The following is an 11,363-nucleotide window of genomic DNA, read 5'->3' on the forward strand; positions in this document are numbered from 1 at the left end:
ATGCCAAAACGTAGTGATATCAAAAGCATCCTGATCATCGGCGCCGGCCCGATCGTCATCGGCCAGGCAGTCGAATTCGACTACTCCGGCGCCCAGGCCTGCAAGGCCTTGCGTGAAGAAGGCTACAAGGTCATCCTGGTCAACTCGAACCCGGCGACCATCATGACCGACCCGGAAACGGCGGACGTGACCTACATCGAGCCGATCACCTGGAAGGTCGTCGAGCGCATCATCGAGAAAGAGCGTCCCGACGCGATCCTGCCGACCATGGGCGGCCAGACCGCGCTGAACTGCGCGCTCGACCTGCACCGCAACGGCGTGCTGGACAAATACAAGGTCGAGCTGATCGGCGCGACCCCGGAAGCCATCGACAAGGCCGAAGACCGTTCGAAGTTCAAGGACGCGATGACCAAGATCGGCCTGGGCTCGGCGCGTTCGGGCGTGGCCCACTCGATGGAAGAGGCGTGGAGCGTGCAGCGCGAGCTGGGCTTCCCGACCATCATCCGTCCTTCGTTCACCATGGGCGGCAGCGGCGGCGGCATCGCCTACAACGAAGAAGAATTCGAGCAGATCTGCAAGCGCGGCCTGGAAGCATCGCCCACCAACGAGCTGTTGATCGAAGAATCTCTGTTGGGCTGGAAAGAGTACGAGATGGAAGTCGTTCGCGACAAGAACGACAACTGCATCATCATCTGCTCGATCGAGAACCTGGATCCGATGGGCGTGCACACCGGCGACTCGATCACCGTGGCGCCGGCGCAGACCCTGACCGACAAGGAATACCAGATCATGCGCAATGCGTCGATCGACGTGCTGCGCGAGATCGGCGTCGACACCGGCGGCTCGAACGTGCAGTTCTCGATCAACCCGAAAGACGGCCGCATGATCGTCATCGAGATGAACCCGCGCGTGTCGCGTTCGTCGGCGCTGGCCTCGAAAGCCACCGGCTTCCCGATCGCCAAGGTCGCTGCAAAGCTCGCGGTCGGCTTCACGCTGGATGAGCTCCGCAACGAGATCACCGGCGGCGCGACCCCGGCCTCGTTCGAGCCGTCGATCGACTACGTCGTCACCAAGATCCCGCGCTTCACGTTCGAAAAATTCCCGACCGCCGACAAGCACCTGACCACGCAAATGAAGTCGGTCGGTGAAGTCATGGCGATGGGCCGCACCTTCCAGGAATCGTTCCAGAAAGCGCTGCGCGGCCTGGAAGTCGGCGTCGACGGCCTGAACGAAAAGACCCGCGACCGCGAAAAGATCGAGGAAGAACTGGGCGAGCCGGGTCCGGAACGCATCTGGTACGTGGGCGACGCCTTCGCCCAGGGCTTCACCCTGGAAGAAGTGCACAACCTGACCAAGATCGATCCATGGTTCCTGGTGCAGATCAAGGAGATCGTGGACATCGAGCTGTGGCTCGAGACCCAGACCCTGGAGTCGCTCGACAAGAACGTGCTGTACAAGCTCAAGCAAAAGGGCTTCTCGGACCGCCGCATGGCCTTCCTGCTCAAGGTCGAGCCAAGCGCCGTGCGCGAGCGCCGCCACGCGCTGGGCATCCGCCCGGTGTACAAGCGCGTCGACACCTGCGCCGCCGAGTTCGCGACCAACACCGCCTACATGTACTCGACGTACGACGAAGAGTGCGAATCGAACCCGACCGACAAGAAGAAGATCATGGTGCTGGGCGGTGGCCCGAACCGCATCGGCCAGGGCATCGAGTTCGACTACTGCTGCGTGCACGCGGCCCTCGCCATGCGCGAAGACGGCTACGAGACCATCATGGTCAACTGCAACCCCGAGACCGTATCGACCGACTACGATACCTCGGACCGCCTGTACTTCGAGTCGCTGACCCTGGAAGACGTGCTCGAGATCGTGGAGCTGGAAAAGCCGGTGGGCGTGATCGTCCAGTACGGCGGCCAGACCCCACTGAAACTCGCGCTGGACCTGGAAGCGAACGGCGTGCCGATCATCGGCACCTCGCCGGACATGATCGACGCCGCCGAAGACCGCGAGCGTTTCCAGCAGCTGCTTCAGACATTGAATCTGCGCCAGCCGCCGAACCGCACCGCGCGCACCGAAGCCGACGCGCTGGCGTTGGCCGAAGAGATCGGCTACCCGCTGGTGGTGCGTCCTTCCTACGTGCTGGGCGGCCGCGCGATGGAGATCGTGCACGAGCAGCGCGACCTGGAGCGCTACATGCGCGAAGCGGTCAAGGTCTCGCACGATTCGCCGGTGCTGCTCGACCGCTTCCTGAACGACGCCATCGAAGTCGACGTCGACTGCATCTCGGACGGCGAAGCCACCTTCATCGGCGGCGTGATGGAACACATCGAACAGGCCGGCGTGCACTCGGGCGACTCGGCCTGCTCGCTGCCGCCGTACTCGCTGTCGCAAGCGACCATCGATGAACTCAAGCGCCAGACCTCGCTGATGGCCAAGGCCCTGAACGTGGTCGGCCTGATGAACGTCCAGTTCGCGATCCAGCAGTCGGAACAGGACGGCCAGACCGTGGACACCGTGTATGTTCTGGAAGTGAACCCGCGCGCCTCGCGTACCGTGCCGTTCGTCTCGAAGGCGACCGGCCTGCAGCTGGCCAAGATCGCGGCGCGCTGCATGGTCGGCCAGACCCTCGCGCAGCAGGGCATCACCCGCGAAGTCGTGCCGCCGTTCTACAGCGTCAAGGAAGTCGTGTTCCCGTTCGTGAAGTTCCCGGGCGTCGACACCATCCTGGGGCCGGAAATGAAATCGACCGGCGAAGTGATGGGCGTGGGCACCACCTTCGGCGAAGCGTTCGTGAAATCGCAGCTCGCGGCCGGCATCAAGCTGCCGAAGTCGGGCACCGTGTTCCTGTCGGTGAAATCCTCGGACAAGCCGCGCGCGGTCGGCGTGGCGCGCGACCTGGTCAAGCTGGGCTTCGACCTGGTGGCGACCAAGGGCACCGCCGCCGTGATCTCGGCGGCCGGCATCCCGGTGCGTTCGGTGAACAAGGTGCTGGAAGGCCGTCCGCACGTGGTCGACATGATCAAGAACCATGAGATCGTCATGGTCGTGAACACGGTCGAGGAAAAGCGCAGCGCGATCACCGACTCGCGCGCGATCCGTACCTCGGCACTGGCCTCGCACGTGGTGACCTACACCACGATCGCCGGCGCCGAAGCGGCGATCGAGGGCATGCCGCACATCGACGAACTGCGCGTGTACGATTTACAAGGCCTACATAAAACCTTACACTAAGCACACGCAGTACCCGTAAGACAGTCAAACCACAGAGCTCGCGCGGCCTTGGCCGCGTGCCTCTGTGGTTTTCGCTTTGAGACGCTACGGGTGTCCCGTACAACACCAACAGCAGAAAACCATGAACACTCCACTGACCAAATTCGGCGCAGAACTCCTGAAAGAAGAGCTGCACCAGCTCAAGACCAAGGAGCGCCGCATCGTGATCGACGCGATCGCCGAGGCGCGTTCGCATGGCGACCTGTCCGAAAATGCCGAGTACGACGCCGCCAAGGAGCGCCAGTCCTTCGTCGAAGGCCGCATCGCCGAGCTCGAGGGCAAGCTCTCCACCGCCCAGGTCATCGATCCGTCCACGCTCGACGCCGACGGCCGCGTGGTGTTCGGCGCCACCGTCGACCTCGAAGACCTGGAATCGGGCCAGAAGGTCACCTACCAGATCGTCGGCATCGATGAAGCCGACCTGAAACTGAACAAGGTCTCGGTGACCTCGCCGATCGCGCGCGCGCTGATCGGCAAGTTTGCCGCAGACGTGGTCGAAGTGCAGGCCCCGTCGGGCCCGCGCGAGTACGAAATCCTCGAAGTACGCTACGTCTGATGGGAGGCGCGGCGGGCGGCACCGTGCGGGGGCGTTTGCCGGCGGCGCGCCTGCTGGTGGCCGCGCTGTGGGCCGGCACGCTGTGGGCGCTCGGCTATGTGGCGGCGCCGGCCGCGTTCGCGGTCCTGGACAGCGGCCAGGCGGGCGACCTGGTCGCGGTGCTGCTCACGCGCCAGGCCTGGTTGTCGATCGCCTGCGCCGTCGTGCTGCTGGTCTTGCTGCGGATGTCGGCCGACCTGGCGCCGCCGCGCCGCCGCTTCCTGAGCCTGCTGGTGCTGGCGATGCTGGCGTGCGCCCTGGTGATCTTCGTCGGCCTGCAGCCGGCCATGGCGCAGCTGCGCGAGCTGGCCGGGCCGGGCGGGGTGCGGGCGTCGCCGTACTGGACCGAGTTCGCCGTGATGCATGGCGTGTCGCAGTTGTTCCACATCGTCCAGAGCTTGCTGGGGGCGTGGCTGATCGTGAGGATCCGGTAGGTGGCAGCGCGCGACGGATGAAAAAAAACCGGGTTGCCCCGGTTTTTTGTTCACTTGTTGAGCGAATTTTTCTTGGAGCTGGTCTGGCGCGGCTTGGCGCGCTTGATGTTGCCGCCTGCGGTGACGCGTTCGTTCCCCTTCAGCATGACCTTGGTGACGCTCGGCTTCTTGGTGCCGCTGGCGCTGGCCTTGACGATGGTGACTTCGCGCATGCCCGGGCCCGATTTGCCGCTGCGTTCCTTGACCGCCTCTTTCTTGGGACGGTAGAGGACCAGCAGCTTGCCGATGTGCTGGACCGGCGCCGCCTCGAGATCGGCGCAGATCTGCTCGTACATGGCGACGCGCGCTTCGCGGTCGTCGCCGAACACGCGCACCTTGATCAGGCCGTGTGCGTCGAGGCTGGCCGAGATTTCCTTGACGACGGATTCAGTGAGGCCGGCTTCGCCGATCATGACGACTGGATTGAGCCCGTGTGCTTCTGCGCGCAGGGCGCTGCGCTCAGCCGGTGTAAGTTTGATCATAATAATTCTTTTTTGATGTACCAATAAAAGCAGTATTCTACGCGAATGGCCAAGAACAAATTAAACAAAAACTGGTTGCATGACCACATTAACGATCCGTATGTCAAACTTGCCCAGAAAGATGGCTTCCGCGCACGCGCCGCCTACAAGCTCAAGGAAATCGACGAGCAGGAAAAGCTGATCAAGCCCGGCCAGGTGATCGTCGACCTCGGCTGCACCCCGGGCAGCTGGGCCCAGTACACGCGGCGCAAGCTGGCCGGCGCCGACGGCGGCGGCATCAACGGCACCATCATTGGCCTCGACATCCTGCCGATGGAGCCGATCGCGGATGTGCAAATGATTCAGGGTGACTTCCGCGAGGAAGAAGTGCTGACGCAGCTCGACGAAGTCCTGTCCGGTCGCAAGGCCGACCTTGTGCTATCCGATATGGCGCCCAATTTGTCGGGTATTAGTCATGCCGATGCAGCGCGCATGGAACATTTGATCGACCTCGCGATCGAATTTTCGCAGCTGCATTTGAAGCCGGGTGGGGCGCTTGTGGTTAAATGTTTTAAAGACATGGGTTTTACTCAAGTCCTAGAAAAATTCCGGATGGAATTCAAGACCGTGAAGCAGATCAAGCCGAAGGCCAGCCGCGATAAATCGTCCGAGATCTTCCTGCTCGGCCGTGGCCTGAAGAATCCGGCGGCATGAGGGCGGGGAGTCAGCCATCAGAGGGTAGAATTTCCTCTTGAAATCTCCGCGTGTGCCCATACATCTGCCGCGTGATCTTCCGCTCGGCGCAACGGTTTTGTATGCAATGGGCCGGCGGGATGTAAAAAGATAGTATTTCGGCACTATTGCTGGCGCCGCGTGGCGGTGTCGGCTTATTGCGAGTAAAATCGGAATACTGAAATCGGTATAGATGCAATTGCATCGGAGGAGTGCTCGTGAATAATATGTTTTCCAAATCCGCCATCTGGGTGGTCGTCGCGCTGCTGTTGTTCATGCTGTTCAAGCAGTTCGACACCCATAGCGTCGCCGGCGGCAGCAAGACCATCGCTTATTCCGAGCTGCTCGATGAGATCAAACAGCGTCGCATCAAGGATGTGACGATCGAAGGCTCGAACATCACCGCCACGCGCAGCGACGATTCCAAGGTGCGCGCGACCGCGACCATCCTGGACCGCGGCCTGATCGGCGACCTGCGTGAAAACGGCGTGCGCTTCGACGTGAGGCCGCCCGAGGAACCGTCGTTCCTGCAGCAGGTATTCATTTCCTGGTTCCCGATGCTGCTCCTGATCGGCGTCTGGGTGTTCTTCATGCGCCAGATGCAGGGTGGCGGCAAGGGCGGCGCTTTCTCCTTCGGCAAGTCGAAGGCGCGCATGCTCGATGAAACCAACAACACCGTCACCTTCGCCGACGTCGCCGGTTGCGATGAGGCGAAAGAAGAAGTGTCGGAAATCGTCGACTTCCTGAAAGACCCGACCAAGTTCCAGAAACTGGGCGGCCGCATTCCACGCGGCGTGCTGATGGTCGGTCCTCCGGGTACCGGCAAGACGCTGCTGGCGCGCGCCATCGCCGGCGAAGCCAAGGTGCCGTTCTTCTCGATCTCGGGTTCCGACTTCGTCGAAATGTTCGTCGGCGTGGGCGCAAGCCGCGTACGCGACATGTTCGAGAACGCGAAGAAGCATTCGCCTTGCATCATCTTCATCGACGAGATCGACGCGGTCGGCCGTCACCGCGGCGCCGGCATGGGCGGCGGCAACGACGAGCGCGAACAGACCCTGAACCAGCTGCTGGTCGAGATGGACGGTTTCGAAGCCCAGTCGGGCGTGATCGTGATCGCCGCAACCAACCGCGCCGACGTGCTCGACAAGGCGCTGCTGCGTCCGGGCCGTTTCGACCGCCAGGTGATGGTGGGCCTGCCGGACATCCGCGGCCGCGAGCAGATCCTCAACGTGCACATGCGTAAAGTGCCGATCGGCACCGACGTCAAGGCCGACATCCTGGCGCGCGGCACCCCGGGCTTCTCGGGCGCCGACCTGGCCAACCTGGTCAACGAAGCCGCGCTGTTCGCCGCACGCCGCAGCAAGCGCCTGGTCGAGATGATCGACTTCGAAGACGCCAAGGACAAGATCTACATGGGTCCGGAGCGCAAGTCGATGGTCATGCGCGAAGAAGAGCGCCGCAACACGGCCTACCATGAGTCGGGCCACGCGGTCATCGCCAAACTGTTGCCGAAAGCGGACCCGGTGCACAAGGTCACGATCATGCCGCGCGGCTTTGCCCTCGGCCTGACCTGGCAGCTGCCCGAGCATGATGCGTTGTCCGGCTACAAGGACAAGATGCTGGAAGAAATCTCGATCCTGTTCGGCGGCCGTATCGCCGAAGAGATCTTCGTCGGCCAGATGTCGACCGGCGCCTCGAACGACTTCTCCCGCGCCACCAAGCTGGCCCGTTCGATGGTGACCCGCTTCGGCATGTCCGAGAGCATGGGCGTGATGGTCTACGAAGACAGCGAGAACGAAGGCTTCTTCGGCGGCGCCACCAAGACCATCTCGGAAGCGACGCAGCAGAAGGTCGACGCCGAGATCCGCAACATCCTCGACACGCAGTACGCGCTGGCACGGCGTCTGCTGGAAGAGAATCGCGACAAGGTCGAGATGATGACCAAGGCGCTGCTCGACTGGGAAACCATCGATTCCGAGCAGATCAACGACATCATGGCCGGCCGCGAGCCGCGCCAGCCGAAGACCGTGCTGACCAAGCGCACGCCGCCAGGCGACAGCGGCTCGGGCGGTGTGGCGCCGAACGCCACCGCACCGGCCTGACGCTGTCTCTCCCCGCAAAGGCACCCGTCAGGGTGCCTTTTTTGTTTGCCCACGTGGCGCCATCACGTTGTCCCTATGACCAAGAAACTGCAGTGCGGCCATTTCAGCTTCGCGCTGGATGGGCCTGAAGCGACCCATCCCGTCGTGATGGGCATCCTTAACATCACCCCCGATTCCTTTTCCGATGGCGGCCGCTACCAGGGCCTCGAATTCGCGCTGACCCATGCCGAGACGATGATCAAGGACGGCGCCGCGATGATCGACATCGGCGGCGAATCGACCCGGCCCGGTTCGCCGAGCGTGCCGCTCGACGAAGAACTGCGGCGCGTGATGCCGGCCCTGTATGCGCTGCGTACGCTCGACGTGGCGCTGTCGGTCGACACCTGCAAGCCCGACGTCATGCGCGAAGCGCTGATCGCCGGCGCCGACATGATCAACGACATCAATGGCTTTCGCGCGCCGGGCGCCATCGCCGCGGTGCAGGACAGTGATTGCGGCCTGTGCGTGATGCACATGCAGGCTACGCCACAGACCATGCAGCAGGCGCCGCAGTACGACGACGTGGTGGGGGAGGTGATCGCCTTCCTGCGCGAACGGGTCGATGCCTTGACCGCGGCCGGCATCGAACGCGAACGCATCTGCGTCGATCCCGGCTTCGGTTTCGGCAAGACGGTCGAGCATAACTATGCCTTGCTGGGTGGCCTGCCGCGCATGCGCGCCGAACTCGATCTGCCAGTGCTGGCCGGCATGTCGCGCAAATCCATGATCGGCGCCGTGACCGGCCGTCCGGTCGAACAGCGGACGGCCGGCAGCATCGGCGCGGCATTGGCTGCGGTAGCGCATGGCGCTAGAATCGTGCGTGTGCATGATGTGGCTGAGACTGTCGATGCCCTGAAGGTGTGGCATGCCGCGATGCATCCACCTTCGGTCCTGTAAAAAACGTTTCAATAAGAGAAAAGAGAACTAGATGGCACGGAAATATTTCGGCACCGATGGCGTGCGCGGCACGGTGGGCGTTGCGCCAATTACTCCTGAATTCGTGATGCGTCTCGGCTACGCCGCCGGCACCGTCCTGGCCAAGGGCCGCAAGTCGAGCAGCGGCCGTCCGGTGGTCCTGATCGGCAAGGACACCCGCATCTCGGGCTATATGCTCGAAGCGGCGCTGGAAGCCGGCCTTTCCGCCGCCGGCGTCGATTCGATGCTGGCCGGCCCGATGCCGACCCCGGCCATCGCCTACCTGACCCGCGCGCTGCGCCTGCAGGCCGGCGTCGTGATCTCGGCCTCGCACAATCCGTTCCAGGACAACGGCATCAAGTTCTTCTCCGAGCACGGCACCAAGCTGCCCGACGCCGTCGAGCTCGAGATCGAAGAGGCGATCGATCAGCCGATGGGCTGCGTCGCCTCCGATAAACTCGGTCGTGCGACGCGCTTGCGCGACGCCCAGGGCCGCTACATCGAATTCTGCAAAAGCACGTTCCCGAACGAACTCGACCTGCGCGGCCTGAAGATCGTGGTCGACAGCGCCCACGGCGCCGCCTACAACATCGCGCCGCACGTGTTCCACGAACTCGGCGCCGAAGTGATCTCGATCGGCGCCCAGCCGGACGGCTTCAATATCAACGCCGGCTTTGGCGCCACCGCGCCGAAGGCGCTGTCCGAAGCCGTGGTGGCCAACAAGGCCCACCTCGGCATCGCGCTGGACGGCGACGCCGACCGCCTGATCATGGTCGACGCCAACGGCCGCGTCTACAACGGCGACGAACTGCTGTACGTGATGGTGCGCGACCGCATGAGCACCGGCCCGGTGGCGGGCGCCGTCGGCACCCTGATGACGAATATGGCGCTCGAAGTCGCCTTCAAGGAGATGGGCATCGGCTTCGCGCGCGCCAAGGTCGGCGACCGCTACGTGCTCGAGGTGATGCAGGAGCGCGGCTGGCTGTTCGGCGGCGAAGGCTCGGGCCACCTGCTGGCGCTGGACAAGCACAGCACCGGCGACGGCATCGTGTCGGCGCTGCAAGTGCTGTCGGCCCTGGTGCGCGGCAACAAGTCGCTGGCGGAATGCTGCAGCGAACTGCAACTGTTCCCGCAGACCCTGATCAACAAGAAGGTCGCGCCCGGCTTCGACTGGACCCTTGATCCGGCCCTGGTGGCCGAGAAGGAAGCGGTCGAGCGCGAGCTGGGCGACAACGGCCGCGTGTTGATCCGCGCATCCGGCACTGAACCATTGATTCGCGTGATGGTGGAAGCGAAAGAGGCGGCCATGGCCGAGAGCATGGCGCGCCGCATCGCGGACAAGCTGGCTGCCTGATCGACACGCCATTGCAGCCAGGTGCAGGCCGGGGCTGGCGCTTGGCGCCGCCATCGCGTATAATGTTTCTCACGGCGGAGTGTAGCGCAGCCCGGTAGCGCACCTGGTTTGGGACCAGGGGGTCCAAGGTTCGAATCCTTGTACTCCGACCACAAGATTCATCAAAACAGGCCGTCATCGACGGCCTGTTTTGTTTATGGGACGTTCTGTTTCTCGGCCTGTTTGTTCATGGGACCTGCTGAATGTTACCGGCCCCATGTTCTTTCAGTATCGCTACGATCACCGGTTTCCGAGTGGTCATATTGCAAGCATCGATGCTCGCGGTTTATAGTAGCGCCTCTTCCAAGACCGCCCTTAGCTCAGTTGGATAGAGCAACAGCCTTCTAAGCTGTGGGTCGGGGGTTCGATTCCCTCAGGGCGGGCCAATTTACTCCAGCATTTCAACCACTTGCCGCGCCCGCGAGCCGCCTGTATTTCAGGCATTGCGCTATTCAATTGGCACCTTCCCGGTCCAGCGCGCGATCAAGGATGGTCCAGTACCGCTGGGTCACGGCATCCACGTCCCCCGGCGCCCGACCATGCACCCCGGCGAATTCCTCGGTTTCCAGAAAGCGGCCGTGACCGTGTACATACGCATGCCCTCCGGCATATGACCGAGCCAGAAGCCGAGTCCGCTTAGTCCGCTTAGTCTGGTTTAGTACGGCTGGCGTCTGAATGCCGCCTGGAACCGCCGACAGGCTCCGACACATAGCCGTCGGTCTCGAAGGAGATCCAGCCGTCGGTGAATCAGATGCGATCGATGTTTTTGTGCCTGTCGGCGACGTACGGATCGAGGTGGGTGCGTGCAGCGACCCGAACCCCCGGCCTGGTTCACCAGACCCTTCCTGAAGGCGACCAGTATGCCGACGACGTATGGCGGGCAAACGGGCGCGAGATGGTGCGATGACCGCGCGCCCAGCTCGACCGCCGGCAATAACTGTCTGCTATGGAGGGACAACATCGCGCAGCATCCGCGATGTTGTCCATTACCCAACGCCTGACAATGGTGTGGTGCGTGCAGGGCAGGCCCGCACATTGCCTCGCACGTCGTCAATCGGCGTAGGCGCCTGCCTTCTTGTAGATCGGTCCCCACTTGTCGATCTCGGCCTTCAGATGCGTGCGCAAGCCTTCCGGCGTGGCCTTTTCGGCCGGGACCGGTTCCGTGCCGAGCTCGGCAAACCGGGCCTTGACGTTGGGATCCTTCAGCGCCTCGCGCAGCGCTGTCCCGAGCCGGTCGACGACCGCCTTTGGCGTCCCCTTCGGCGCGTACATGCCGTGCCACACATACAGGCCACCTCGAATAACCCGCTCTCGGCGTGAGCAGAGCCAGGCGAAACGTGAGTCCGCGCTCCAGCATCGCTCAGTAGCGTGATTTTCAAAGCG

General features: G+C 63.1%; 9 protein-coding genes and 2 tRNA genes. 9 read left to right on the plus strand and 2 right to left on the minus strand.

Translation table 11 applies throughout. The features are described from left to right. From carB to ACZ9AQ_RS19735, 3 genes are all read left to right on the plus strand, one after another. Positions 1-3,231: a carbamoyl-phosphate synthase large subunit gene (gene carB / locus ACZ9AQ_RS19725; protein WP_429206436.1), complete on the plus strand. Its 3,231-nt coding sequence runs from the start codon at positions 1-3 to the stop codon at positions 3,229-3,231. A 121-nt stretch (positions 3,232-3,352) separates the two neighbouring features. Then, positions 3,353-3,826, plus strand: a complete 474-nt coding sequence (gene greA, locus ACZ9AQ_RS19730; RefSeq protein ID WP_429206435.1) for a transcription elongation factor GreA — start codon at positions 3,353-3,355, stop codon at positions 3,824-3,826. Next, complete coding sequence (locus tag ACZ9AQ_RS19735) at positions 3,826-4,299, plus strand: DUF4149 domain-containing protein (RefSeq protein ID WP_429206434.1); 474 nt, start codon at positions 3,826-3,828, stop codon at positions 4,297-4,299. Before greA ends, ACZ9AQ_RS19735 begins: the two co-directional genes overlap by 1 nt. A 50-nt stretch (positions 4,300-4,349) precedes the next feature. Here the strand turns inward: ACZ9AQ_RS19735 and yhbY are convergent, their stop codons facing one another. Further along, positions 4,350-4,820, minus strand: a complete 471-nt coding sequence (gene yhbY / locus ACZ9AQ_RS19740) for a ribosome assembly RNA-binding protein YhbY (RefSeq protein WP_109344022.1) — start codon at positions 4,818-4,820, stop codon at positions 4,350-4,352. A gap of 45 nt (positions 4,821-4,865) precedes the next feature. Between yhbY and ACZ9AQ_RS19745 the strand changes: the two genes are divergently transcribed. From ACZ9AQ_RS19745 to ACZ9AQ_RS19770, 6 genes are all read left to right on the plus strand, one after another. Next, entirely contained in the window at positions 4,866-5,513 is a 648-nt protein-coding gene (locus ACZ9AQ_RS19745; protein ID WP_429206433.1) for an RlmE family RNA methyltransferase, read from the plus strand. 236 nt (positions 5,514-5,749) lie between these two features. Next, positions 5,750-7,633: an ATP-dependent zinc metalloprotease FtsH gene (gene ftsH / locus ACZ9AQ_RS19750; RefSeq protein ID WP_429206432.1), complete on the plus strand. Its 1,884-nt coding sequence runs from the start codon at positions 5,750-5,752 to the stop codon at positions 7,631-7,633. Between the two features lie 75 nt (positions 7,634-7,708). Then, complete coding sequence (gene folP / locus ACZ9AQ_RS19755; RefSeq protein ID WP_429206431.1) at positions 7,709-8,569, plus strand: dihydropteroate synthase; 861 nt, start codon at positions 7,709-7,711, stop codon at positions 8,567-8,569. 31 nt (positions 8,570-8,600) lie between these two features. Beyond that, complete coding sequence (gene glmM / locus ACZ9AQ_RS19760) at positions 8,601-9,941, plus strand: phosphoglucosamine mutase (RefSeq protein ID WP_429206430.1); 1,341 nt, start codon at positions 8,601-8,603, stop codon at positions 9,939-9,941. A 75-nt stretch (positions 9,942-10,016) separates the two neighbouring features. Then, a tRNA-Pro gene (locus tag ACZ9AQ_RS19765) sits at positions 10,017-10,093 on the plus strand. 196 nt (positions 10,094-10,289) lie between these two features. Continuing rightward, positions 10,290-10,366 (plus strand) — tRNA-Arg (locus ACZ9AQ_RS19770). 664 nt (positions 10,367-11,030) lie between these two features. On the opposite strand, the gene ACZ9AQ_RS19775 is transcribed toward ACZ9AQ_RS19770, so the two are convergent. Beyond that, positions 11,031-11,363: tripartite tricarboxylate transporter substrate-binding protein (locus ACZ9AQ_RS19775; RefSeq protein ID WP_429206429.1), on the minus strand; the 333-nt coding region annotated here is incomplete at its 5' end.

The organism is Massilia sp. UYP34, assembly GCF_056279385.1.